Source organism: Enterobacter sp. ECC-249, assembly GCF_043965265.1.
GTDB classification, from domain to species: domain Bacteria; phylum Pseudomonadota; class Gammaproteobacteria; order Enterobacterales; family Enterobacteriaceae; genus Enterobacter; species Enterobacter quasiroggenkampii.
This window is the reverse complement of sequence record NZ_CP143660.1, coordinates 226,065-251,187: the sequence shown is the minus strand read 5'-3', so window position 1 is coordinate 251,187 and position 25,123 is coordinate 226,065. Positions and strand designations below refer to the sequence as shown.

The window sequence follows — 25,123 nt, the reverse complement described above, 5'->3', positions numbered from 1 at the left end:
TTTTTGTGCTGTCCCGTTCAGGTCACATTAAAAGTCGTCCCGGAGCGCTTAAAAAGGACGACATAAAAAACAGGATGAATACCATGTCCGATCGTGTGGATAGAGACGTGATTAATGCGCTTATTGCGGGTCATTTCGCTGACCCCTTTTCTGTGCTTGGGATGCACCGTACTGAGGCGGGCCTGGAAGTTCGGGCACTGTTGCCGGATGCCACAGAAGTCTGGGTGATTGAACCCAAAACTGGCCGCAAGGTCGGTAACCTGGAATGCCTCGATTCCCGTGGCTTCTTCTCGGGCGTAATGCCCCGTCGTAAAAACCCTTTTCGCTATCAGCTCGCCGTTCTCTGGCACGGTCAGCAAAACCTGATTGACGATCCCTACAGCTTTGGCCCTCTGCTTAAAGAGATGGACGCCTGGCTGCTCTCCGAAGGGACGCATCTTCGCCCTTATGAAACGCTGGGTGCCCATGCCGATACCATGGACGGCATTACCGGCACGCGGTTCTCCGTGTGGGCGCCCAATGCTCAGCGCGTCTCCGTCGTCGGTCAGTTCAACTACTGGGACGGCCGCCGCCACCCGATGCGCCTGCGTCGGGAAACCGGTATCTGGGAGCTGTTTATCCCCGGGGCGCACCACGGGCAGCTTTATAAATTCGAGATGATTGACGCCCACGGCAAGCTGCGTATTAAAGCCGACCCGTATGCCTTCGAAGCGCAGATGCGCCCGGATACCGCGTCGCTGATTTGCGGCCTGCCGGAGAAGGTTATCCAGACGGAGGAGCGTAAGCAGGCTAACCGCTTTGATGCGCCGATCTCCGTCTATGAAGTCCATCTCGGCTCCTGGCGTCGCCACACCGATAACAACTTCTGGCTAAGCTACCGGGAGCTTGCCGACCAGCTGGTGCCGTATGCCAAATGGATGGGCTTTACCCACCTTGAGCTGCTGCCGGTCAACGAGCACCCGTTCGACGGCAGTTGGGGCTATCAGCCCACCGGGTTGTATGCGCCGACCCGCCGATTCGGCACGCGCGACGACTTCCGCTATTTCATTGATGCCGCGCACGCCGCCGGGCTGAACGTCATCCTCGACTGGGTGCCGGGCCATTTCCCTGCGGATGATTTCGCGCTGGCAGAGTTTGACGGTACGAAGCTGTATGAGCACAGCGATCCGCGCGAAGGCTATCACCAGGACTGGAACACGCTGATCTACAACTACGGCCGCCGTGAAGTCGCAAACTACCTGGTCGGGAATGCCCTGTACTGGATCGAGCGGTTTGGCATCGATGCCCTGCGCGTGGATGCGGTGGCGTCGATGATCTACCGCGACTACAGCCGCAAAGAGGGGGAGTGGATCCCGAACGAGTTTGGCGGCCGCGAAAACCTGGAAGCGATTGAATTCCTGCGTAATACCAACCGTATTATCGGCGAGCAGGTGGACGGTGCTGTGACCATGGCGGAAGAGTCGACCGACTTTGCGGGCGTCTCCCGTCCGCCGTCATCAGGCGGCCTGGGGTTCTGGTATAAGTGGAACCTGGGCTGGATGCACGACACGCTCGACTACATGAAGCTGGATCCGGTCCACCGCAAGTATCATCACGACAAGCTGACGTTCGGGATGCTCTACAACTACACCGAAAACTTCATGCTGCCGCTGTCGCACGATGAAGTGGTGCACGGCAAAAAATCCATTCTCGACCGCATGCCGGGCGACGCGTGGCAGAAGTTCGCCAACCTGCGCGCCTACTACGGCTGGATGTTTGCCTTCCCGGGCAAGAAACTGCTGTTTATGGGCAATGAGTTCGCCCAGGGGCGCGAGTGGAACCACGACGCCAGCCTCGACTGGCATCTGCTGGAAGGCGGTGACAACTGGCACCACGGGGTGCAACGCCTGGTACGCGATCTGAACCTGACCTATCGTCACCACAAAGCGCTGCACGAGCTCGACTTCGATCCGTACGGCTTTGAGTGGCTGGTGGTGGACGACCACGAGCGCTCGGTGTTTGTCTTTGTGCGTCGTGACAAGGCGGGTAACGAAATCATCGTCGCCAGCAACTTCACGCCGGTGCCGCGCGAACACTACCGCTTCGGCATTAACCAGCCGGGTAAATGGCGCGAGATTCTGAATACCGACTCGATGCACTACCACGGCAGCAACGCCGGTAACGGCGGGCTGGTACAGAGCGACGCCATCGAAAGCCACGGGCGACCCAACTCCCTGAGCCTGACGCTGCCGCCGCTTGGCACCATCTGGCTGATGCGGGAGGGCGAATGACGCAGCTTACGGCAGGTAAACCCGAACCGCTCGGGGCGCGTTTTGACGGAAAGGGGGTCAATTTCACCCTCTTTTCCGCTCACGCTGAGCGGGTAGAACTGTGCGTGTTTGACGGGGAAGGTAACGAGCACCGTTACGATTTACCCGCGCGCACGGGGGATACCTGGCACGGCTACCTGGCCGGAGGACGGCCAGGCATGCACTATGGCTTTCGCGTACACGGTCCGTGGGATCCGGCGCAGGGCCACTGGTTTAACCCGGCAAAGCTGTTGATTGACCCGTGCGCGCACCGCGTGGACGGTGAATTTAAAGATGACCCGCTCTTCCACGTGGGCTACGGCGAGCCCGACCACCGCGACAGCGCGCCCGTCGCGCCAAAAAGCGTGGTGGTGAACGATCTTTATGACTGGGAAGACGATGCCCCGCCGCAGACGCCGTGGGGCAATACCGTTATTTATGAAGCCCACGTCAAAGGGCTGACGTACCTGCATCCGTCGATCCCCAAAGAGATGCGCGGCACCTATAAGGCGCTCGGGCATCCCACCATGATCGCCTACCTGAAACACCTCGGCATCACCGCCCTGGAACTGCTCCCTGTTGCCCATTTTGCCAGCGAGCCGCGCCTGCAGCGGCTGGGGCTGAGCAACTACTGGGGTTACAACCCGCTGGCGATGTTCGCGCTCGAACCGCGCTATGCCGTTCATCAGGAAAAGGCGCGAGACGAGTTCCGCGATGCGGTGAAGGCGCTCCACGCGGCGGGTATTGAGGTCATTCTGGACGTGGTGCTGAACCACAGCGCAGAAAGCGATCTCGACGGCCCGACGCTCTCCATGCGCGGAATTGATAACCGTAGCTATTATTGGATCAGGCACGATGGCGATTACGAGAACTGGACCGGCTGCGGAAACACGCTCAACCTCAGCCATCCGGCGGTCACGCATTTTGCGTATGAATGCCTGAAATACTGGGTGGAAACGTTCCACGTCGACGGTTTTCGTTTCGATCTGGCGCCCGTCATGGGACGCACGCCGGCGTTCAGCCAGCAGGCGCCGCTGTTTGAGGCGATAAAAAACTGCCCGGTGCTCTCGCAGGTGAAGCTCATTGCCGAGCCGTGGGACATCGGTGAAGGCGGTTATCAGGTCGGGAATTTCCCACCGCTGTTTGCCGAGTGGAACGACCACTACCGCGACGCCGCGCGCCGGTTCTGGCTGGAGCGGAATCTGTCTCTGGGGGAATTTGCCGGGCGCTTTGCCGCGTCGAGCGATCTGTTTAAGCGCGACGGTAAACGCCCCTCGGCCACCGTCAATTTGTTGACGGCGCACGACGGTTTTACGCTCAGGGACTGCGTTTGTTTCAATCAGAAACACAATGAGGCGAACGGAGAAGAGAATCGCGATGGCACTAACAATAACCATAGCTTCAATCATGGTATAGAAGGGTTAGGCGGAAGTCTGGATGTGATAGAGCGGCGACGCGCCAGCGTTCATGCGCTGCTGACAACGCTTTTACTGTCGCAGGGCACGCCGATGCTGCTGGCAGGCGACGAGCATGGTCACAGCCAGCACGGTAACAACAACGCCTATTGCCAGGACAACACATTAACCTGGCTCGACTGGGGTGAGGCCAACAGCGGGCTGATTCATTTCACCGCTGCGCTGATCCATCTTCGCCAGCAGATCCCCGCGCTGACCGCCAACAGCTGGTGGGAAGAGGGTGACGGCAACGTTCGCTGGCTGAATAAAGACGCGCAACCGTTAAGCGCGCAAGAGTGGCAACACGGCATACCACGCCTGCAAATCCTGCTGTCGGATAAATGGCTGGTCACGCTGAACGCGACGGATGACGTCGCAGAGATTGTTTTACCTGACGGGGAGTGGCGAGCCGTTCCCCCCTTTGCCGGAGCGGATAATCCGGTAGTAATGGCTGTCTGGCACGGGCCTGCGCACGGAGTGTGCGTATTCCAAAGATGATAAAAAAGGAGTTAGTCATGGTTAGATTAGAGAAGAACGATCCCTTAATGTTGGCACGCCAGCTACCATTAAAAACGGTTGCCCTGATACTTGCGGGCGGGCGTGGTACCCGTCTGAAAGATTTGACCATCAAGCGCGCCAAACCGGCTGTTCACTTTGGTGGTAAGTTCCGTATCATCGACTTTGCGCTCTCCAACTGCCTGAACTCGGGCATTCGCCGCATCGGCGTCATTACGCAGTATCAGTCGCACACGCTGGTTCAGCATATCCAGCGCGGCTGGTCTTTTTTCAGCGAAGAGATGAACGAGTTTGTCGATCTCCTTCCCGCTCAGCAACGCGTCCACGGCGAGAACTGGTACCGCGGTACGGCGGATGCGGTGACGCAAAACCTGGACATCATTCGCCGCTATAACGCGGAATACATCGTGATCCTCGCCGGGGACCACATCTACAAGCAAGATTACTCCCACATGCTGATCGACCACGTCGAAAAAGGGGCGCGCTGCACCGTGGCGTGTCTGCCTGTGCCCGTTGCTGAAGCGACGGCGTTTGGCGTCATGCACGTGGATGCCGACGACAAAATTATCGACTTCGTTGAAAAACCGGCGAACCCGCCAACCATGCCGGGCGATGACACCAAATCGCTCGCCAGCATGGGGATCTATGTCTTTGACGCAGATTATCTTTATGAGCTGCTGGAAGAAGACGACAAAGACGAAAACTCCAGCCACGACTTCGGTAAAGACATCATTCCGAAAATCACGAAAGCTGGCATGGCGTATGCACATCCTTTCCCGCTGTCCTGCGTGCAGTCCGACCCGAATGCGGAACCCTACTGGCGCGACGTAGGCACGCTGGAAGCGTACTGGAAAGCGAACCTCGATCTGGCATCGGTCACGCCTGAACTGGATATGTACGACCAGAACTGGCCGATCCGTACCCATATGGAGTCGCTGCCGCCGGCCAAGTTCGTGCAGGACCGCTCCGGCAGCCACGGTATGACGCTGAACTCGCTGGTGTCCGGCGGGTGCATTATCTCCGGTTCGGTCGTGGTGCAGTCGGTGCTGTTCCCGCGCGTGCGGATAAATTCATTCTGTAATATCGATTCGGCAGTCTTGTTGCCGGATGTCTGGGTAGGGCGCTCGTGTCGTCTACGTCGTTGCGTGATCGACCGTGCCTGCGTCATCCCTGAAGGGATGGTTATTGGGGAGAATGCGGAAGAAGACGCGCGTCGTTTCTACCGTTCGGAAGAGGGGATCGTGTTAGTCACACGGGAAATGTTGCGGAAGCTGCAGATCAAACAGGAGCGATGATGCAGGTTTTACACGTATGTTCTGAGATGTTCCCGTTATTAAAAACGGGCGGACTGGCAGATGTGCTTGGCGCATTACCGGCGGCGCAAATCGCCGGAGGCGTGGATACCCGAGTCCTGCTGCCCGCCTTTCCGGATATCCGGCGCGGTATACCCGATGCAAAAGTGGTGACCCGCCGTGAAACGTTTGCCGGACGCATTACTCTGCTGTTTGGACATTACAATGGCGTAGGGATTTACCTGATCGACGCGCCGCACTTATACGATCGCCCGGGTAGCCCGTATCACGATACGAACCTGTTCGCCTACACCGACAACGTGCTGCGCTTTGCGCTGCTCGGCTGGGTCGGCGCCGAAATGGCGACGGGGCTGGATCCGTTCTGGCGTCCGGATGTGGTGCACGCGCACGACTGGCACGCCGGGCTTGCCCCGGCGTATCTCGCCGCGCGCGGCCACCCGGCGAAATCGGTCTTTACCGTGCATAACCTGGCCTATCAGGGGATGTACTATGCCCATCACATGAATGACATCGATCTGCCATGGTCGTTCTTTAACATGCACGGTCTGGAGTTTAACGGGCAGATCTCGTTCCTGAAGGCGGGTCTGTACTACGCCGATCACATCACGGCGGTGAGCCCAACCTACGCGCGTGAGATCACCCAGCCGGCGTTTGGCTACGGCATGGAAGGGTTGCTGCAGCAGCGCCATCGCGAAGGCCGTCTGTCGGGCATTCTGAACGGCGTTGATGAACAGATCTGGAGCCCGGAAACCGATCTCCTGCTGGCGGCGCGCTACGGCCGTGATTCCGTGGAAGACAAAGCGGAAAACAAACGCCAGCTGCAGATTGCGATGGGCCTGAAGGTTAACGACAAAGTGCCGCTGTTCGCCGTCGTAAGCCGCCTGACCAGCCAGAAAGGGCTGGATCTGGTGCTGGAGGCGCTGCCCGGCTTACTGGAGCAGGGCGGGCAGCTGGCGCTGCTCGGCGCGGGCGACCCGGTGCTGCAGGAAGGTTTCCTTGCCGCCGCCGCGGAACACCCGGGGCAGGTGGGCGTGCAGATTGGCTACCACGAAGCGTTTTCGCACCGCATTATGGGCGGCGCGGACGTCATTCTGGTGCCAAGCCGTTTCGAACCCTGCGGCCTGACGCAGCTGTACGGCCTGAAATACGGCACGCTGCCGCTGGTACGCCGCACGGGCGGACTGGCGGATACCGTATCCGACAGCTCTCTGGAAAACCTGGCGGACGGTATCGCCAGCGGATTTGTCTTTGAGGACAGTAATGCCTGGTCGCTGCTTCGGGCGATTCGGCGTGCTTTCGTCTTGTGGTCCCGTCCATCGCTGTGGCGTTACGTACAACGTCAGGCGATGTCCATGGACTTTAGCTGGCACGTCGCGGCGCAGTCATACCGCGATCTCTATCAACGCTTGATGTAACGAGGCGAAGTTACTGATATGAACGCTCCATTTAGCTACTCTTCACCCACGCTCAGCGTTGAGGCGTTAAAGCACTCCATCGCCTACAAGCTGATGTTCACCATCGGGAAAGATCCGGTTATTGCCAACAAGCACGAGTGGCTGAACGCCACCCTGTTTGCCGTGCGTGACCGCTTAGTTGAACGCTGGCTGCGCTCAAACCGCGCCCAGCTCTCGCAGGAAACGCGTCAGGTTTACTACCTGTCGATGGAATTTTTGATTGGCCGCACGCTGTCCAATGCGCTGTTGTCGCTCGGTATTTATGACGACGTCAAAACCGCACTGGAAGAGATGGGGTTAGATTTAGAAGAGCTGATCGACGAAGAGAACGACCCGGGCCTCGGTAACGGCGGTCTGGGACGTCTCGCCGCCTGCTTCCTCGACTCGCTGGCGACGCTGGCGCTGCCGGGCCGCGGCTATGGTATTCGCTACGATTACGGCATGTTCAAGCAGAACATCGTCGACGGGCGCCAGAAAGAGTCCCCGGACTACTGGCTGGAGTACGGCAACCCGTGGGAGTTCAAGCGCCACAACACGCGCTACAAGGTGCGCTTTGGCGGACGTATCCAGCAGGAAGGCAAAAAATCCCGCTGGGTAGAAACGGAAGAGATCCTGGCCGTGGCTTACGACCAGATTATCCCCGGCTACGACACCGACGCCACCAACACGCTGCGCCTGTGGAGCGCCCAGGCCAGTAGCGAAATTAACCTCGGTAAATTTAACCAGGGTGACTACTTTGCGGCGGTGGAGGATAAAAACCACTCCGAGAACGTGTCCCGCGTGCTGTACCCGGATGACTCGACCTACTCGGGCCGCGAGCTGCGCCTGCGTCAGGAGTATTTCCTCGTTTCGGCGACCATTCAGGACATCCTCAGCCGCCACCATCAGCTGCATAAAACCTACGCCAACCTGGCGGAGAAAACCGCGATCCACCTTAACGACACCCACCCGGTGCTCTCCATTCCTGAGCTGATGCGTCTGCTGATCGACGAGCATAAGTTCAGCTGGGATGACGCGTTTGAGGTGACCTGTCAGGTGTTCTCATACACCAACCACACGCTGATGAGCGAAGCGCTGGAGACGTGGCCGGTGGACATGCTCGGCAAAATCCTGCCGCGCCATCTGCAGATAATCTTTGAGATTAACGACTACTTCCTAAAGACGCTGCAGGAGCAGTACCCGAACGATACCGGGCTGCTGAGCCGCGCGTCCATCATTGATGAATCGAACGGCCGCCGCGTGCGCATGGCCTGGCTGGCGGTCGTCATCAGCCACAAGGTTAACGGCGTATCCGAGCTCCACTCGAACCTGATGGTGCAGTCGCTGTTTGCGGACTTCGCGAAGATCTTCCCGACGCGCTTCTGCAACGTGACCAACGGCGTCACCCCGCGCCGCTGGCTGGCGCTGGCCAACCAGCCGCTCTCTGAGGTGCTGGACGAGAATATTGGCCGCACCTGGCGTACCGATTTGAGCCAGCTGAGCGAGCTGGAACAGCATATTGATTTCCCGACGGTGAACAAAGCCGTGCGCGAAGCCAAGCTGCTGAACAAAAAGCGTCTGGCGGTCTGGCTGGCGATGCACCTCAACGTGGTGGCAAACCCGAAAGCGCTGTTCGACGTTCAGATCAAACGCATCCATGAATACAAGCGTCAGCTGATGAACGTGCTGCACGTGATCACCCATTACAACCGCATCAAGGCCGATCCGACGGCCGAATGGGTGCCGCGCGTGAAGATCTTCGCCGGTAAGGCGGCGTCGGCCTATTACATGGCGAAGCACATCATTCATCTCATCAACGACGTGGCGAAGGTGGTTAACCAGGATCCGGACATTGGCGACAAGCTGAAGGTGGTGTTCATTCCGAACTACAGCGTCAGCCTGGCGCAGCTGATCATCCCGGCGGCGGATCTCTCTGAACAGATTTCTACGGCGGGGACGGAGGCATCCGGCACCAGTAACATGAAGTTTGCCCTCAACGGCGCGCTGACCATCGGTACGCTGGACGGGGCGAACGTCGAGATGCTGGAGCACGTGGGCGAAGACAATATCTTTATCTTCGGTAATACGACGGAAGAGGTGGAGGCGCTGCGCAGGAAAGGCTACTCGCCGCGTCAGTATTACGAAGAGGATGAAGAGTTGCGTCAGGTGCTGACGCAGATCGCGACCGGCGTGTTTAGTCCTGATGAACCGAGCCGCTATCGCGATCTGGTGGATTCGCTGATTAACTTTGGCGATCACTACCAGGTGCTTGCGGATTATCGCAGCTACGTGGACTGTCAGGATAGGGTGGACGAACTGTATCGTCAGCCGGAGAAGTGGACCAGCGCCGCGATGTACAACATCGCCAATATGGGCTATTTCTCGTCAGACAGGACCATCAAGGAGTATGCCGATACGATCTGGCATATTGATCCGGTGAGGTTGTAAAAGCAAAACGGCAACCTCGGTTGCCGTTTTTAGTGTTTGTTCCCTCTCCCTGTGGGAGAGGGTCAGGGTGAGGGCATCAGCCCGCACCGATCGCATCAGGACGCCAGCGACAGCTCACGCTTTCCCGCATGTTGCAGTAACCACTGCGCCACGCGAGACTGCTGTTCGGCGTTGAGCCACATCCCTTCTTTGGTACGGCGCCAGATAGCATCGTCCAGACGACGCACCCACTCGTTCTCAACCAGGTAACGCAGCTCGGCTTCGTACAGCTCGTGGCCGAAATGCTCGCCCAGATCCGCAATGTCCTTCGCATCGGCCAGGAACAGCTCGGTATTGCTGCCGTAGGTGCGGGCATAGTGGCGCGCCATCCCTTCGGTGATGAACGGGAAGCGACGGCGCAGCTTCGCGGCGTAATCATCGCGGTTATCGCCGATATCACCGCCGGGCAGTACCGCGCCCTTAGTCCATGCCGGGCCAATGCCTTTGTAGTACGGCGCCAGTTTTTCCAGTGCGTGCTCGGCCAGCTTGCGGTAGGTGGTGAGCTTGCCGCCAAACACGGACAGCAGCGGCGCCTGACCGTCAACGTCGTGAATATCGAGCGTATAGTCGCGGGTGATGGCCTGCGGAGAATCCGATTCGTCATCGCACAGCGGACGCACGCCGGAGTAGGTCCAGACCACGTCATCGCGCGACAGCTGTTTCTTAAAGTGCGCGTTATACACTTTAAGCAGGTAGTTCACTTCGCTCTCGTCGATCTCGACGTTCTTCGGATCGCCTTTGTACTCCACGTCGGTGGTGCCGATGATCGAGAATTCGTCCATCCACGGGATCACAAACACGATGCGCTTGTCTTCGTTCTGCAGAATGTAGGCCTGCTTCTGGGTATGCACGCGCGGCACCACAATATGGCTGCCCTTGATCAGGCGGATGCCGTACGGGGAAGGCAGATGCATGCCCTCGTCAAAGAACTGTTTCACCCACGGGCCGGTGGCGTTCACCAGGCCGCGCGCTTTCCAGCTGAATTTCTCGCCGGTATCGATATCTTCCGCCTCGACAATCCACAGGCCGTTTTCACGACGGGCAGAGGTCGCGCGGGTGCGGGTTTTCACCTCGCCGCCTTTCTTCTCAACCATCTGCGCATTCGCCAGCACCAGGCGGGCATCGTCCACCCAGCAGTCGGAATATTCGAATCCGCGCACGATTTCAGGCTTAAGGACCGATTCTGAGCCAAAACGCAAACCTTTCGAACCCGGGAGGCTGGTGCGTTTACCCAGATGATCGTACATAAACAGACCAATTCGGATCATCCACGCCGGACGCAGATGCGGGCGATGGGGCAGGCGGAAGCGCATCGGAATCGCCAGATGCGGGGCCATTTTCAGCAGCACTTCACGTTCGGCCAGCGCTTCACTGACCAGGCGGAATTCGTAGTGTTCCAGGTAGCGCAGGCCACCGTGAATCAGTTTGGAGCTGGCGGACGACGTCGCGCAGGCGAGGTCGTTAGCTTCCAGCATCAGTACGGATAAACCGCGTCCTGCGGCATCGACCGCAATACCGGCACCGTTGATGCCACCGCCTATCACAATCAGATCTTTGGTTTCCATAACACCCTCATGCACTTTCGTTAAAGCTCAGAAATGTTCGATATCGCTCATAATAGCAAAGGAACGCGCTTTTGGTAACATCAAAAAAACAATTTAGAGTGATATGGATAACATAATGGCGTTTACCCGCCGCCAGGACGTACACTACGGGGTAAAATAGTGCGACTAACTTTTCTCCCTCTCCCCGTGGGAGAGGGCTGGGGTGAGGGCATCAGAGCGCACCCAACCTGAACAACAGAAAGAGAACACCATGGATCAGTTTGAATGTATTAACGTAGAAGAAGCCCACCAGAAGATGCACCAGGGAAAAGCGGTGCTGGTGGACATCCGCGATCCGCAGAGTTTTGCGATGGGCCACACGCCGGGCGCGTTCCATCTCACCAACGACACGCTGGGCGCGTTTATGCGCGATAACGACTTCGAGACGCCGGTGATGGTCATGTGCTATCACGGCAACAGCAGCAAAGGCGCGGCGCAGTATCTGCTTCAGCAGGGTTACGACGCGGTTTACAGCGTCGACGGCGGCTTCGATGCCTGGCATCGTCATTTCCCGGCGGAAGTGGAATACGCTTTTGAGCGCTGATCCCGCTATACTGTCCCCTTTTGTGTGGAAATAAGCGACCGCTGCCCATGTTGATGATCACCTCTTTTACCAACCCGCGCGTCGCCCAGGCGTTTGTCGACTATATGGCGACGCAGGGCGTTATTCTGACTATTCAGCAACATACGCAGACCGACGTCTGGCTGGCCGATGAGAGCCAGGCCGGGCGGGTAAACGAGGAGCTGGCGCGTTTTCTTGAGAACCCTGGCGACCCGCGCTATCTGGCGGCAAGCTGGCAATCCGGGCAGACCGGCAGCGGATTGCACTACAGCCGCTTTCCCTTCCTCGCCACCATTCGCGAGCGCGCGGGCCCGTTTACGCTGCTGCTGATGGCGGCCTGCATCGTCGTTTTCATTATCATGAACGTGGTCGGCGACCAGAGCGTGATGATTGCCCTGGCGTGGCCCTATGACCCATCTCTTGAGTTTGACGTCTGGCGCTACTTTAGCCACGCGCTGATGCACTTCTCGGTGATGCATATCCTCTTTAACCTGCTCTGGTGGTGGTATCTCGGCGGTGCCGTTGAAAAGCGTCTGGGCAGCGGCAAGCTGATCGTTATCACCATTATCAGCGCCCTGTTGAGCGGCTACGTGCAGCATAAGTTCAGCGGGCCGTGGTTTGGCGGGCTGTCGGGTGTCGTGTATGCCCTGATGGGCTACGTCTGGCTTCGCGGGGAGCGCGATCCGGAAAGCGGCATCTATCTGCAACGCGGATTAATAACCTTTGCGTTAATATGGCTAATTGCCGGATGGTTTGATCTGTTTGGTATGTCTATCGCCAACGGTGCGCACGTCGCCGGGCTGGCCGTGGGGCTGGCGATGGCCTTTGCCGACACGCTCCATGCGCGAAAACGAACATAATTCTCAGGGATAATTGATGAAACAAACACAACGTCATGACGCCATTATCGAACTGGTAAAAAAACAGGGATACGTCAGCACCGAAGAGCTGGTGGAGCAGTTTGCCGTCAGCCCACAAACCATCCGTCGTGACCTGAACGATCTGGCCGATCAGAACCGTATTCTTCGCCACCACGGCGGCGCGGCGCTGCCGTCCAGCTCGGTTAACACATCATGGCACGACCGTAAAGCCACGCAGACGGCGGAGAAAGAGCGCATTGCCCGCAAGGTCGCCAGCCAGATCCCGAACGGGGCGACGCTGTTTATTGATATCGGCACCACGCCGGAAGCGGTCGCCCATGCTCTGCTGGATCACGAGAACCTGCGCGTGGTCACCAACAACCTGAACGTGGCCAATACCCTGATGCAGAAAGACGACTTCCGCATCATCCTCGCGGGCGGCGAACTGCGTAGCCGCGACGGCGGAATTATCGGTGAGGCCACTCTCGACTTTATCTCTCAGTTCCGCCTCGACTTCGGCATTTTGGGGATCAGCGGCATCGACAGCGACGGCTCGCTGCTGGAGTTTGATTACCACGAGGTGCGCACCAAGCGCGCGATCATTGAAAACTCACGCCACGTGATGCTGGTGGTGGACCATTCGAAGTTTGGCCGTAACGCGATGGTGAACATGGGCAGCATCAGCATGGTGGATGCGGTCTATACCGACGTGATGCCGCCGGCGGGCGTCATGCAGGTGATTAAAGATAATAATTTGCAGCTGGAATTGTGCTAACGGTTGTGTCGGGTGGCGCTGCGCTTACCCGACCTACAACACCCGTAGGCCCGTGCAAGCGTAGCGCCGCCGGGCAATGAATTACACTCCGTACCCCATCATCTTCAACAGCTGCTGTGCATGCTGTACCGCATCCTGACGATGCGCCACGCCCAGCTTCTGGTACAGGTTGCGGATATGCGTTTTAATCGTAGTCGCCGCCACAGCAAGCTCACCGGCAATCTGCTCGTTGCTGTAGCCTGAATAGATCAGTCCCAGAACCTGCCATTCGCGTTGGGTTAGCGGGCTGGTGCGGATAAGCTCCGGTACTTCCGGGTGGTTCAGCAGACGTTCAACGAAGTTCTCATCGAAATGCGCGAACTTGTGGCGATGATGCTGGTTAATCTCGCGCAGAATGCGCTGGGCGCGATGCTGATCCAGCTCAGGCAGCGTGTTGAGCTGAATAAGCTGGCGCAGCTGCTGCGCCATCACCTCACCCTCAATCACAAAGTGGCTGATAAACCCGGTGCGGTTAGCCAGCTGCAGCGCTTCCAGCAGCACGCGCTGGGCATCGTTTTTACGACCCGCCTGCCAGTAGAGCTGGTTCTGCAGCAGCAGGTTGCGGTTCAGGTCGCTCATCAGGCGCAGGCTGCGCGCGTTCTCGTTCAGCTCTTCCAGCACAATCTCAGCGGGCTCTAATTCACCCAGCAGGATCTGCGCGCGGGCAATGTTCCGCCACTGGCTCTGCAGGAAGTGGTTGTTAGCAAATTCCGGTTTTGGCGTCTGACGCAGCCAGTTGGCGGCGGATTTTTTATCGCCGGTCATCTGCCAGTAAATCACCCGGACCTTATCGGCATTAGAGACCCAGTCGCTATGATACTGTCCGTTGCCGAGCAGGTTTTCCAGGCGGTTAAGATGGTTACGGGCGTTATCAAGATCGCCGCGCGCCAGCGAGCACTGCACCAGCAGCGCCAGGCACTGCAGCTGCTGCTGAGGCTGGAAGCTGGAAAGAACATCCACACCCTGGCGGGCGCAGCTTTCCGCTTCATCCAGACGCGACCATGCCCACAGCAGCTGGGCGCGAATACGCAACAGGAACTCGTGCATCGGCAGCTGTTCCAGATGCTGTTCACGAATCAGCTGGAACGCTTTTTCCTGGTTTTCCCAGGCGGCCTGCAGGAACCCCTGTGCGAATAAAATCTCGCTCTGCTGGATCAGGCTCCACAGCGCGTAATGCCAGACATCATGACGACGCGCCATCTGTTCGGTTTGTTGCATCAGTGAAAGCGAACGCGTGAGGTCGCCCTTGCAGTGCAGCACTTCGCCGTGCACGGAGGTCGCCACGATGCGGCTGTAGAAGTTGGCCAGCGGCAGTTCATCCAGCGCGACCATCGCCAGCCGTTCTGCTTCATCCGGGTCCCCGTCGTTAATGGCTACCTGAGCGCGCAGCGCGTTGAACTCGCCGTGCAGGGTGGTATCCATCTCGCTTTCCATCTCCTGCTCGGCGCGCGCCAGCAGGGTGTTCACTTCGCTGTAGCGATGCTGGCTCTGCATCAGCCAGGCCTGCAGCAGCACCAGACGCGGATTTTCCAGCAGGCTTTCCCACGGCAGGGCTTTGAGGGACTCTTCCAGCAGCGTCAGCTCGCTGTGGTTAAACAGGCCCCACGCATGATTGAGGAGGATATCGCGCAGCATGCTGGCATCCCCGGCGGCGAGCGCGTGGTGGATGGCCTCGCTCGGGAAGCCCTGTGCCATCCAGCTTTCGGCAGCGGCGCGGTGGATCTCCGGCAGTTCAACCGCCAGTTCCCACTGGCAGCGCTGGCGCAGGAAGCTACCAAACAGCGGATGATAGCTAAACCACTCGCCGGGATCGTCCATGCGCGTCAGGAAAAGGCCCTGACGTTCAATCTCTTCGAGCTGCAGCTGACCGTTTTCACAGCCCGTCACCCGCACGATGAGCGCATCGTTCATGGAGCGCAGCAGCGAGCTTTTCAGCAGGAAGTTACGCGTCGAGGGATCGACGCTGTTCAGCACCTCATCCACCAGGTAGTCAGAAAGGTGGCTGGCGTTGATGCCCGCCAGACGCCGCGCGGACTGATGCGCCGGACTGTTATTTTGCCTGGCAGAGAGCGCGATGAGCTGCAGCGCCGTGGCCCAGCCCGCGACATCATCACACAGGCGGCTGCTTTCAGCGGCCTCAATGGGTGAGGTCAGGCGACAGTCAAAGAACTGTTTCGCTTCCTGGTGAGTAAAGGCCAGCTGCTGGCTGCCCACTTCCAGAAGCTGATCGCGCACGCGCAGATTGGCAATACCCAGCTGCGGGAGGTTGCGTGACAGCACCACTAAAGTCAGGTTTTCCGGCTGATGGCGCAGGAAGAAACGCATTGATTCATGAATCACCGGGTTAGTGATGAGATGGTAATCATCAATCACCACGTAAAGCGGGCGATGCCATTCAGCCAGTTCAATAAACAGCTGAGAGAAAAGGGAGGACAGGCTGGCGTACTGGCGCTTTTGCACCATCACCTCACTGGCGACGCAGTGTCCATGGGTGGCTTGCTGTATTGCGGCAATCAGATAGCTGGCAAAGCGCTCCTGCTGGTTATCGCCCTCATCAAGAGAGTACCAGCCAAGATCGCTCTTACCTGCGGCCCATTGCGAAATGAGCGTTGTTTTTCCATAACCTGCAGGGCTCGTAACCAGCGCCAGTCGGAAATTATGCGCGCCGGAAAGTTTAGCCAACAGACGCTCGCGGACCACTGTATGGTCAAGACGAACCGGGCGACTTAATTTAGACGGAATCAACATAGGTTTCACTTCACTGTGGGTAACGAGAGATTTTATTTTTTTTGCGCTTCGTAATTAATGGATATAAGGTCGGCCAATAAGTTAACTATTGCAAGTTATGTCTGGATTTGGTGGCTGTGAATTTGCACTCTGTCACAAAACATTCAGGCAGAGGAGGGAACTTTCCGAAAAGGTCTTTGATGCCCCGTCAATGCTGGCTTGTATGGCTGTGCTGCGGCTGCGCTGAAACTGGTTTCAGAAAGGGATAGTGTCGTCAAATTTAATATACTCCTGGTAAAGTTAAGGGAGATTAATAACCTCCTTAGCGATTACCCGATTGCAGAAATATTATTCTACGTAAGTAATTATTTCGGCGGGTTTTAATTTCACCCGAAACCGCATTTCATTTCTTTGACATTCTCCTCGGTTACTTTTTTATCTTCCGGGCACACTCGAACTATGCTCTGAGAGTGGCCTTGATCACACTTTTCTGCTCATCCCCGCTACTCCTCCCTGTCTAATCCCCCTCGGGAGGAGGAAGAGGGGAAATGAGCCAGGCACACTAGCGCCAACTTGTGTTTTCTTTCTAAAGGATGCCGATCCCCTATGTCACAGCCTACCTTCAACAAAGCTCAATTCCAGGCTGCCCTGACGCGTCAGTGGCAGCGTTTTGGCCTTCATGCTGCAAACGAGATGACGCCTCACCAGTGGTGGCAGGCAGTGAGCGGTGCGCTCGCAGAGCAGCTGGATGCTCAACCCCTGGCAAAACCGGTAAAAGGCCAGCGCCATGTAAACTACATTTCAATGGAATTCCTGATTGGCCGCCTGACGGGCAACAACCTGTTGAACCTCGGCTGGTATCAGGAGGTGGGTGACGTTCTCAAAGAACACGACATTAACCTGACCGACCTGCTGGAAGAAGAGATTGATCCGGCGCTGGGCAACGGCGGCCTGGGGCGCCTGGCGGCCTGCTTCCTTGACTCTATGGCGACCGTCGGCCAGTCGGCGATTGGCTACGGTCTGAACTACCAGTACGGCCTGTTCCGTCAGTCGTTTGCTGACGGCCACCAGATGGAAGCGCCGGACGACTGGCATCGCAATACCTATCCGTGGTTCCGCCACAACGCGCAGCTGGATGTGCAGGTCGGCATTGGCGGGAAAGTGACGAAACAAGGTCTCTGGGAACCGGCGTTCACCATCACCGGCGAAGCCTGGGATCTGCCGGTGCTTGGCTACCGTAACGGCGTGGCGCAGCCGCTGCGTCTGTGGCAGGCGAAACACGCCCATCCGTTTAACCTGACCAAATTCAACGACGGCGATTTCCTGCGTGCCGAGCAGCAGGGCATCGACGCCGAGAAGCTGACTAAAGTCCTCTATCCGAACGACAATCACCTGGCCGGTAAAAAGCTGCGCCTGATGCAGCAGTACTTCCAGTGCGCCTGCTCCGTGGCGGACATTCTGCGTCGCCATCACCTGGCGGGCCGCAAGCTGGCGCAGCTGCCGGACTTCGAAGTGATTCAGCTCAACGACACGCACCCGACCATTGCCATCCCGGAACTGCTGCGCGTGCTGATCGATGAGCATCAGCTGAGCTGGGACGACGCCTGGGCCATTACCAGCCGTACCTTTGCCTACACCAACCACACCCTGATGCCAGAAGCGCTGGAGTGCTGGGATGAGAAGCTGGTGAAAGCGCTGCTGCCGCGCCACATGCAGATCATCAACAAGATTAACGACCAGTTTAAAAAGCTCGTGGATAAAACCTGGCCGGGCAACAAAGCGGTCTGGGCGAAGCTGGCGGTGGTTCACGATAAGCAGGTACGCATGGCGAACATGTGCGTGGTGAGCGGCTTTGCGGTCAACGGCGTGGCGGCCCTACACTCGGATCTGGTGGTCAAAGATCTGTTCCCGGAATACCACCAGCTGTGGCCGACCAAATTCCACAACGTGACCAACGGCATCACGCCGCGTCGCTGGATCAAGCAGTGCAACCCGCTGCTGGCCGGCCTGCTGGATAAGACCCTGAAGAAAGAGTGGGCCAACGATCTGGACCAGCTCATCAACCTGGAAAAATACGCTGACGACGCAAAATTCCGCGAGCAGTACCGCGCGATCAAGCTGGAGAATAAGGTTCGCCTGGCGGAGTTCGTGAAAGTGCGTACCGGGATTGAGATCAACCCGAACGCGATTTTCGATATTCAGATCAAACGTCTGCACGAGTACAAACGCCAGCACCTGAACCTGCTGCACATCCTGGCGCTGTACAAAGAGATCCGCGAGAATCCGCAGGCCGACCGTGTCCCGCGCGTGTTCCTGTTCGGTGCGAAAGCGGCGCCGGGCTACTACCTGGCGAAAAATATTATCCTCGCCATCAATAAAGTGGCGGCGGCGATCAACAGTGATCCGAAAGTGGGCGACAAGCTGAAGGTAGTGTTCCTGCCGGATTACTGCGTCTCGGCGGCTGAAATGCTGATCCCGGCGGCAGATATCTCCGAGCAGATCTCAACCGCAGGGAAAGAAGCCTCCGGTACCGGCAACATGAAGCTGGCGCTGAACGGCGCATTGACCGTCGGCACGCTCGACGGGGCTAACGTCGAAATCGCCGAGAAGGTGGGCGAAGAGAATATCTTTATCTTCGGCCATACCGTGGAAGAGGTGAAAGCCATCAAGGCCAAAGGCTACGATCCGGTGAAGTGGCGTAAGAAAGACAAAGTGCTCGATGCGGTGCTGAAGGAGCTGGAGAGCGGCAAATACAGCGACGGCGACAAGCACGCGTTTGACCAGATGCTGCACAGCATGGACAAACACGGCGGTGACCCGTATCTGGTGATGGCGGACTTCACGGCCTATGTCGACGCGCAAAAGCAGGTCGACGTGCTGTACCGCGACCCGGAGGCGTGGACCCGCGCGTGCATCCTGAACACCGCTCGCTGCGGTATGTTCAGCTCTGACCGCTCAATCCGTGATTATCAGGCCCGTATCTGGCAGGCAAAACGCTAAGGAAGCGCGATGGAGAGTAAACGTCTGGACAGTGCCGCGCAGGCGGCGGGAATAAGCCTCAGTTACATTAATGCTCACGGCAAACCACAGTCTATTGGCGCCGACACCAAAAGACGTTTGCTGGACGCTATGCACAAAACCGACGCGAAAGCGTCGGCTGCACCGGTGCCGAACGTGAAGGTATTCACCGCAGGCAAAAAGATGCCGCTCGCGGTTGAGGGGCGCGGCGAGTTTAGCTGGCTGCTCACGACCGAAGAGGGGCATCAGCACAAAGGCCACGCCACCGGCGGCAAAACGCTAAACCTTCCGGCGAAGCTGCCGGAGGGCTATCACACCTTAACGCTCACTCAGGACGATCGACGTTTTCACTGCCGGGTGATCGTCGCGCCAAAACGCTGCTACGAGCCGCAGGCGCTGCTCGAAGGCAAAAAGCTGTGGGGCGCCTGCGTGCAGCTCTATACGCTGCGTTCCGACAGCAACTGGGGCATCGGTGATTTTGGCGATCTGAAAAAGATGCTGGCATCCGTGGGCGAGCGCGGCGGCGCGTTTATCGGCCTCAACCCGATCCACGCCCTCTACCCGGCCAACCCGGAGAGCGCCAGCCCGTACAGCCCGTCGTCCCGTCGCTGGCTGAACGTGATTTATATCGACGTTAACGCCTTAGATGATTTCAAAAACAGCCAGGAGGCGCAGGCCTGGTGGAAACTCACTACCACGCAGCAGGCGCTGAAGCAGGCCCGCGAAGCCGACTGGGTGGATTACTCCACCGTCACGGCGCTGAAAATGGCCGCGCTGCGCCTGGCGTGGAAAGGCTTTTCGCAGCGTGATGACGAGCAGATGGCGGCGTTCCGCCAGTTCGTAACGCAGGAGGGCGAGAGCCTCTACTGGCAGGCGGCGTTCGATGCGCTGCACGCGTATCAGGTGAAAGAGGACGAAATGCGCTGGGGCTGGCCGGTCTGGCCTGAAGCGTATCAATCCGTCGACACGCCGGAAGTGAAAGCGTTTTGTAAAAAATATGCCGATGAAGTGGATTTCTACCTGTGGCTGCAGTGGCTGGCGTACAGCCAGTTTGCCGCCTGCTGGCAGGTGAGCCAGGGCTATAAAATGCCGATCGGCCTGTATCGCGATCTGGCCGTGGGCGTGGCGGAAGGCGGCGCGGAAACCTGGTGCGACCGTGAGCTTTACTGTCTGAAAGCCTCCGTCGGCGCGCCACCGGATATTCTTGGTCCGCTCGGCCAGAACTGGGGATTGCCGCCGATGGATCCGCACGTTATGGCCGCACGCGCCTACGAGCCGTTCATCGACCTGCTGCGCGCTAACATGCAGAACTGCGGCGCGCTGCGTATCGACCACGTGATGTCCGTGCTGCGTCTGTGGTGGATCCCGTACGGTGAAACGGCCGATCACGGGGCGTACGTGCAGTATCCGGTTGACGATCTGCTGTCGATCCTGGCCCTGGAAAGCAAGCGCCACCAGTGCATGGTGATCGGTGAAGATCTCGGTACCGTACCGGTGGAAATTGTCAGCAAGCTCCGCGACAGCGGCGTCTACTCCTATAAAGTGCTCTATTTTGAAAACGACCATGAGAAAACCTTCCGCGCGCCGCAAGCGTACCCTGAACAGTCAATGGCAGTCGCGACGACGCATGACCTTCCTACGCTTCGTGGCTATTGGGAAAGTGGCGATCTGACGCTCGGCAAAACGCTGGGCCTGTATCCTGATGAAGAGGTGTTACGCGGCCTGTATCAGGATCGCGAACTCTCCAAACAGGGGCTGCTGGATGCGCTGCACAAGCAGGGCTGTCTGCCGAAACGTGCGGGACATAAAGCGTCATTGATGTCGATGACCGCGACCCTCAACCGTGGTTTGCAGCGCTATATTGCCGACAGCAACAGCGCTCTGCTGGGTCTGCAGCCGGAAGACTGGATTGATATGGCGGAGCCGGTGAACATCCCGGGCACCAGCTATCAGTACAAGAACTGGCGTCGCAAGCTGTCTACAACGCTGGAGAAGATGTTTGCCGATGACGGGGTGAACAAGCTGATTAAGGATTTGGACAAGCGGCGAAAAGCAGCCGGTAAGAAGTAATAAAAAACCCGCCAGTGGCGGGTTTTTTATTATCCGGTAGTGCTCATGTAGGTCGGGTAAGGCGTAGCCACCACCCGACTTATCGCATCAGACCACCATATTCAACAGCAGCACCCCGACCAGACCGCACACCGAAATAATGGTTTCCAGCGCGGACCAGGACTTGATGGTTTCACCGATAGTCAGGTTGAAGTACTCCTTGAACAGCCAGAAGCCAGGGTCGTTAACGTGAGAGAAAATCACGCTACCGGAACCGACGGCGATAACCATCAGCTCAGGGCTCACGCCCGTGGTGGCAATCAGCGGGGCAACGATACCGCCTGCGGTGATCGCCGCAACGGTCGCAGAACCCAGCGCAATACGCAGAACCGCGGCGATAGACCAGGCCATCAGGAGCGGCGACACGTTGGTTTCATGCATCATGGCGGCGATGTATTTGTCCACGCCGCTGTCGACCAGAACCTGCTTGAATGCACCGCCACCGCCGATGATCAGGAGCATCATGGCAATGATTTTGATGGACGAGGTCAGCGTGTCGTTGATCTGATCCATAGAGCGGCCGCGGTTCAAACCGAAGGTGAACATCGCGATCAGCACGGCAATCAGCGTTGCCATCACCGGGTCACCAAGGAATTCCGCCACGGACAGAAACGCATGACCTTTCGGCAGGATCATCTCTGCCACGGCGCGCATCGCCATCAGGATCACCGGTACCAGAGAGGTCCAGACGCTGACGCCAAAGCCAGGCATCTCTTCTTCGGTGAAGGTTTTGGCGCTGTAGAGACCTTCCGGGATAGGCTTATCAATACCTTTCAGGAAGCGGGCATAAACCGGGCCGGCCAGAATCACCGTCGGGATCGCCAGAATCGTACCGAACAGCAGGGTTTTACCCATATCCGCGTGGAAGATGGTGGCGATAGCGGTTGGACCCGGGTGCGGCGGCAGGAAGCCGTGAGTCACGGACAGCGCCGCAGCCATTGGCACACCGACATACAGCAGCGGGATGCTCGCTGCAGCCGCAATGGTGAACACCAGCGGCAGCATCAGCACGAAGCCTACTTCATAGAACAGCGCGAAACCGACGGTAAAACCGGTTAACACCACTGCCCACTGAATGTTCTTCTTACCAAATTTGTCGATAAGCGTGGTAGCAATACGCTGGGCGCCACCGCAGTCCGCCAGCATTTTACCGAGCATGGCGCCGAAGCCCATGATCAACGCCAGGCTGCCGAGCGTACCGCCGACACCGGCTTTAATCGAGCTGATAACCTTAACCAGCGGCATCCCCTGCATCAGACCGACTGCAAGTGCCACCAGAACCAGAGCGATAAATCCATTCATTTTGAAACGGATCATCAAGAGCAGTAATAACACAACACCGATAGCAACGATGACTAATGGCATGATTTACCTGGCCTTTGAATTGTTATGGGTAACGTCATTGTTTCAACGACAAATTCCGATTGTCCCAACTGGGAACAGAGAAGTAACGGCACTAATACTGATGCCTTTTAAACGATTAAGTTTAGTCGGCTGTTATGAGTGTGCTTAGTGCCCATGGGAATGATACGGGTAACATGACGTGATTGAGAATCACCCTGGGAGGCAAAATGTGAATTATGAGACGCAGGTCAACATCTAGAGGGGGAGCGGTGGGAAAATAAAAGCCGGGTGGCGGCTTCGCCTTACCCGGCCTACGACTCGTGCAGACTGTTTTAGTAGGCCCGGTAAGCGCAGCGCCACCGGGCAATACAGACGGGCACTGAATCAGTAGTAGGAGTGCTCGCCGCGCTGGTGTTCGGTCAGGTCACGCACGCCTTTCAGTTCCGGGAATTCATTCAGCAGCTGCTTCTCGATCCCTTCTTTCAGCGTTACATCAACCATTGAGCAGCCGTTACAGCCGCCGCCAAACTGCAGAATGGCAAAACCTTCGTCGGTGATTTCCATCAGGGAAACACGGCCGCCGTGGCCCGCCAGCTGCGGGTTGATCTGGGATTGCAGCAGATACTCAACGCGCTCCATCAGCGGGGCATCGTCAGACACTTTACGCATTTTCGCGTTCGGCGCTTTCAGGGTCAGCTGAGAACCCAACTGGTCAGTGACGAAGTCGATCTCCGCATCTTCAAGATACGGTGCGCTCAGCTCATCAACGTAGGCGGTGAGCTGTTCAAATTTAAGGGCAGTGTCGGTGGCTTCCACAGCGTCCGGAGGACAATAAGAAACACCACATTCTGCATTCGGAGTGCCTGGATTAATCACAAACACGCGGATCTGCGTCCCTTCTTCCTGATTTGCCAGCAGTTTGGCAAAGTGCGCTTGTGCAGAATCGGAAATACGGATCATAGCTTTGGCCTAATAGTTGACTAAATTACCTGGGTATAATCATACGCCCATTGAAGAAGGGCTACAAGGTACGGCACAGACACCATACCTGAACCGACGCGGCGCCGCTTCGCAAAAGCAGTCGGGAAAGTTCAGCAACGGTACTGCCCGTGGTGACGACATCATCCACAATCGCGATATGGAGACCGTTGACCGGCAATTCAAGGCGAAAGGCATTTTTGAGGTTTCTTTTGCGCAGCCGGGCGCTGAGCTGATGCTGGATGGCGGTGGCGTGAACACGTGTGAGCGCGCGGGCCTCATATCGGCAGCCGAGCCACCGGGCGAGGGGGCGGCAGATCAGGTCACTCTGGTTATAGCCGCGCCGCCAGAGACGACGTCGGTACAGGGGGACATTCACCACCATGTCGATTTTCGGCAGTGCCCGGTGACGTCGCGCCTGCAAAACCGCCAGCAACAGCAGGCGGGCAAGGGGCTGCGCCAGCGAGCTCTGCCCGGAAAACTTCAGCGCGTGAATCAGCCTGTTCAGCGGCGGAACATAATCATCCACCGCCACCAGAGCGCTCCACGGCGGGGACTTTTTCAGGCAACGACCACAGGGCAAAGAGGGATTAGTGGCCGGTAAACCACATTGTGGACAGATCCCGATACGCCGTTGCAGCGCTCGCGTACAGACGGAGCAGACGCCCCACCCGCTGAGCGCCAGCGGCATTTGGCATAGCCAGCACAAGCCGGGTACTGTTAGCATGTGCAACCTCCATGTGAAAAAAGAGAACAGTAACTGATGAAGACGCTGTGGTGGCAGACCGTAGGGACAGGAAATTGCCATCTTGTGCTGCTGCACGGATGGGGCCTGAATGCGGAGATATGGCATTGCATACGTGAGGAACTTGCCTCGCATTTCACGCTGCATCTGGTGGATTTACCCGGCTTTGGCCGCAGCCGCGGTTTTGGGGCCATGTCGCTTGATGAGATGGCACAGCAGGTTCTGGACGCTGCGCCGCAAAACGCGGTCTGGCTGGGCTGGAGCCTGGGCGGGCTGGTGGCGAGCCAGATTGCGCTGTCGCGGCCTGATCGCGTAAAAGCGCTGGTGACGGTAGCGTCGTCGCCCTGTTTTAGCGCGCAGGAGGCGTGGCCAGGGATCAAACCTGACGTGCTGGCGGGCTTCCAGCAGCAGCTGAGCGAAGATTTCCAGCGGACCGTAGAGCGGTTCCTTGCCTTGCAGACAATGGGCACTGAAACCGCGCGTAAGGATGCCCGAACGCTGAAGCAGACCGTGCTTTCGCTGCCGATGCCGGAAGTTGAGGTGCTTAACGGCGGTCTTGAACTCCTGAAAACGGTTGACCTGCGCGAGCCGCTGGCCGCCCTGACGCTGCCGCACCTGCGTATTTATGGTTACCTCGACGGAATTGTGCCGCGCAAAGTGGTTCCGCTACTGGATTCACTCTGGCCAGACAGCGAATCGCAGATCATCGCCAAAGCCGCACATGCCCCGTTTATCTCCCATCCGACGGAGTTTTGTTCAGCGCTCATTGCGTTAAGTCAACGTTTAGACTGATTATTTTCTATCCAGCCTGGAAAAAGTAACACACCGCAACCATACTCCAGATGTCGTTGCGGTTGTTCTGCCTACGATA

General features: G+C 57.8%; 16 protein-coding genes. 11 read left to right on the top strand and 5 right to left on the bottom strand.

Annotated features, from left to right (window positions below):
• The first annotated feature begins 83 nt into the window (after positions 1-83).
• From glgB to glgP, 5 genes are read left to right on the top strand one after another with little or no spacing between them, the layout of a single operon-like run.
• Positions 84-2,270 (top strand): 1,4-alpha-glucan branching enzyme, encoded by a 2,187-nt coding sequence (gene glgB, locus V1587_RS01290; protein WP_371899004.1) that lies wholly within the window; start codon positions 84-86, stop codon positions 2,268-2,270.
• Complete coding sequence (glgX, locus tag V1587_RS01285; protein WP_371899005.1) at positions 2,267-4,240, top strand: glycogen debranching protein GlgX; 1,974 nt, start codon at positions 2,267-2,269, stop codon at positions 4,238-4,240. Before glgB ends, glgX begins: the two co-directional genes overlap by 4 nt.
• A gap of 17 nt (positions 4,241-4,257) precedes the next feature.
• Positions 4,258-5,553 (top strand): glucose-1-phosphate adenylyltransferase, encoded by a 1,296-nt coding sequence (gene glgC / locus V1587_RS01280; protein WP_008503066.1) that lies wholly within the window; start codon positions 4,258-4,260, stop codon positions 5,551-5,553.
• Positions 5,553-6,986 carry a glycogen synthase GlgA gene (glgA, locus tag V1587_RS01275; protein ID WP_008503065.1) on the top strand — a complete coding sequence of 478 codons (1,434 nt, stop codon included), beginning with the start codon at positions 5,553-5,555 and terminating at the stop codon, positions 6,984-6,986. The genes glgC and glgA overlap by 1 nt, the downstream gene beginning before the upstream one ends.
• Before the next feature lie 18 nt (positions 6,987-7,004).
• Positions 7,005-9,452 (top strand): glycogen phosphorylase, encoded by a 2,448-nt coding sequence (gene glgP, locus V1587_RS01270; protein ID WP_371899006.1) that lies wholly within the window; start codon positions 7,005-7,007, stop codon positions 9,450-9,452.
• Between the two features lie 95 nt (positions 9,453-9,547).
• Here the strand turns inward: glgP and glpD are convergent, their stop codons facing one another.
• Complete coding sequence (glpD, locus tag V1587_RS01265; protein ID WP_371899007.1) at positions 9,548-11,056, bottom strand: glycerol-3-phosphate dehydrogenase; 1,509 nt, start codon at positions 11,054-11,056, stop codon at positions 9,548-9,550.
• Positions 11,057-11,306: 250 nt separating this feature from the next.
• Here glpD and glpE point away from each other — a divergent pair, with 250 nt between their 5' ends.
• The 3 genes from glpE to V1587_RS01250 are packed head-to-tail and all read left to right on the top strand — an operon-like array spanning position 11,307 to position 13,292.
• A complete protein-coding gene (glpE, locus tag V1587_RS01260; RefSeq protein WP_006177908.1) occupies positions 11,307-11,639 on the top strand; it encodes a thiosulfate sulfurtransferase GlpE in 333 nt (110 codons plus the stop codon).
• Between the two features lie 47 nt (positions 11,640-11,686).
• Positions 11,687-12,517: a rhomboid family intramembrane serine protease GlpG gene (gene glpG / locus V1587_RS01255; protein WP_371899008.1), complete on the top strand. Its 831-nt coding sequence runs from the start codon at positions 11,687-11,689 to the stop codon at positions 12,515-12,517.
• Between the two features lie 16 nt (positions 12,518-12,533).
• Entirely contained in the window at positions 12,534-13,292 is a 759-nt protein-coding gene (locus V1587_RS01250; protein WP_008503060.1) for a DeoR/GlpR family transcriptional regulator, read from the top strand.
• 81 nt (positions 13,293-13,373) lie between these two features.
• Here V1587_RS01250 and malT read toward each other — a convergent pair whose 3' ends face one another.
• Positions 13,374-16,079 carry an HTH-type transcriptional regulator MalT gene (malT, locus tag V1587_RS01245; RefSeq protein ID WP_045909015.1) on the bottom strand — a complete coding sequence of 902 codons (2,706 nt, stop codon included), beginning with the start codon at positions 16,077-16,079 and terminating at the stop codon, positions 13,374-13,376.
• A gap of 585 nt (positions 16,080-16,664) precedes the next feature.
• On the opposite strand from malT, the gene malP reads away from it, so the two are divergent.
• Positions 16,665-19,058 (top strand): maltodextrin phosphorylase, encoded by a 2,394-nt coding sequence (malP, locus tag V1587_RS01240; RefSeq protein ID WP_371899009.1) that lies wholly within the window; start codon positions 16,665-16,667, stop codon positions 19,056-19,058.
• A gap of 9 nt (positions 19,059-19,067) precedes the next feature.
• The gene (gene malQ, locus V1587_RS01235) at positions 19,068-21,146 is read left to right on the top strand and encodes a 4-alpha-glucanotransferase (RefSeq protein ID WP_371899010.1); all 2,079 of its coding nucleotides are present in this window, start codon (positions 19,068-19,070) and stop codon (positions 21,144-21,146) included.
• Between the two features lie 87 nt (positions 21,147-21,233).
• Here the strand turns inward: malQ and gntT are convergent, their stop codons facing one another.
• The 3 genes from gntT to gntX all read right to left on the bottom strand — a co-directional run bounded on the left by gntT (position 21,234) and on the right by gntX (position 24,234).
• On the bottom strand, positions 21,234-22,550 hold the full coding sequence (gene gntT, locus V1587_RS01230; protein WP_024907902.1) for a gluconate transporter: 1,317 nt from the start codon (positions 22,548-22,550) through the stop codon (positions 21,234-21,236).
• 363 nt (positions 22,551-22,913) lie between these two features.
• Positions 22,914-23,489: a Fe-S biogenesis protein NfuA gene (gene nfuA, locus V1587_RS01225; RefSeq protein ID WP_008503055.1), complete on the bottom strand. Its 576-nt coding sequence runs from the start codon at positions 23,487-23,489 to the stop codon at positions 22,914-22,916.
• 61 nt (positions 23,490-23,550) lie between these two features.
• On the bottom strand, positions 23,551-24,234 hold the full coding sequence (gntX, locus tag V1587_RS01220; protein ID WP_371899011.1) for a DNA utilization protein GntX: 684 nt from the start codon (positions 24,232-24,234) through the stop codon (positions 23,551-23,553).
• Between the two features lie 36 nt (positions 24,235-24,270).
• Here gntX and bioH point away from each other — a divergent pair, with 36 nt between their 5' ends.
• The gene (bioH, locus tag V1587_RS01215) at positions 24,271-25,044 is read left to right on the top strand and encodes a pimeloyl-ACP methyl ester esterase BioH (RefSeq protein WP_371899012.1); all 774 of its coding nucleotides are present in this window, start codon (positions 24,271-24,273) and stop codon (positions 25,042-25,044) included.
• The last annotated feature ends 79 nt before the right edge of the window (positions 25,045-25,123 follow it).